The organism is Peribacillus sp. NPDC056705, from assembly GCF_043656335.1.
Window position 1 is genome coordinate 1 of the sequence record NZ_JBHTYI010000189.1, and the last position, 1,417, is coordinate 1,417.

Annotated in this window: 2 protein-coding genes and 1 pseudogene; all 3 read left to right on the top strand. The window is 49.2% G+C overall.

The window, feature by feature from the left end; all coding sequences use genetic code 11:
• Positions 1–84 (top strand): annotated as a pseudogene (locus ACFRAK_RS28790) (dTDP-4-dehydrorhamnose 3,5-epimerase); the annotation flags it as partial.
• Between the two features lie 12 nt (positions 85–96).
• Positions 97–1,119: a dTDP-glucose 4,6-dehydratase gene (gene rfbB / locus ACFRAK_RS28795; RefSeq protein WP_394573163.1), complete on the top strand. Its 1,023-nt coding sequence runs from the start codon at positions 97–99 to the stop codon at positions 1,117–1,119.
• The coding region (locus ACFRAK_RS28800; RefSeq protein ID WP_394573164.1) for an SDR family oxidoreductase at positions 1,116–1,417 on the top strand (302 nt) is incomplete at its 3' end. The genes rfbB and ACFRAK_RS28800, both read left to right, overlap by 4 nt.

A 1,417-nucleotide genomic window follows, 5' to 3' on the forward strand; every position in this document is an offset into this window, starting at 1 on the left:
GATTGGCCATCGTCAAATCCCATTCTATCGGATAAAGACCAGCGACACCCACTGCTGAAAGACGCAGAGATGAATTTTGATTAGGAGGCCGTGTGGATGAAACTTCTTATCACAGGTGGCGCCGGCTTTATCGGCAGCAACTTTGTACACTATATGATTCAGCAGCATCCGGATTACCAGATTGTGAACGTGGATGCCCTTACCTATGCAGGTAATTTGGAAAATTTGAAATCGATTGAAGAAAACCCGAACTATACCTTCGTCCAGGCCGATATTGCTGACAAAACAGTAGTAGACCCCATCTTCCAGCAAGGCGTTGACGTAGTGGTTAATTTCGCAGCAGAATCCCACGTGGACCGCAGTATTCTGGAACCTGAAATCTTCGTGAACACCAATGTGACGGGGACACAGGTTCTACTGGACGCGGCCAAGAAATATGGCGTAACGAAGTTTGTCCAAGTTTCCACAGACGAAGTGTATGGATCATTGGGGGAGACGGGGCTCTTCTCCGAGTCAACGCCACTAGCTCCTAACAGTCCTTATTCCGCTAGCAAGGCTGGCGGGGATCTGCTCGTGAGAGCATACCACGAGACCTTCGGGCTCCCGATCAACATTACCCGCTGCTCGAATAATTACGGTCCATACCAATTCCCTGAGAAGCTGATCCCTCTCATTATTTCTCGTGCCCTGAATGATGAATCCCTGCCGATCTACGGAGATGGTCTGAATATCCGCGATTGGCTGTATGTTGAGGATCATTGTAGCGCAATCGACCTTGTTATCCATCAAGGCAAAATAGGCGAGGTTTATAACATTGGGGGCCACAACGAGCGGACCAACCTGCATATCGTAAAAACCATTCTAGCAGAGCTCGGGAAGCCGGAATCCCTGATTACCTATGTTGCAGACCGACCAGGACATGATCGTCGATATGGCATTGATCCTACGAAAACTACGGATGAGCTCGGTTGGAAGCCGAAGCATAATTTCGAGACAGGCATTAAGGAAACGATTCAATGGTATCTAAATAATGAGGATTGGTGGACACGGATCCAGTCCGGGGCTTACCGGGATTATATGACCCAGCAGTATGGCAGGCGGTTAGGTGAAGTGGAATGAAGGTGCTTGTAACTGGGGCAAACGGGCAGTTAGGACAGGATGTAGTACATGTTCTTGCTGACGCTGGGCATGAGGTGATTGGCTGTGGAAGAAATGAACTGGATATCACAGACATGGTACAGTGTCAGCAGGTGATTACTGGCCACAAACCGGATACAATCATTCATTGTGCAGCTTATACGGCCGTGGATGCAGCCGAAAGCGATGTGGATGGCGCTTATCTTGTGAACACGATTGGCACACGGAATGTAGCGGTAGCTGCGGAGAAGATCAGGGCAGCTGTCGTGTACATTAGCAC

Coding starts and splice junctions, on each gene's coding strand:
- rfbB (WP_394573163.1), top strand. CDS start 97: ATGAAACTTCTTATCACAGGTGGCGCCGGCTTTATCGGCAGCAACTTT.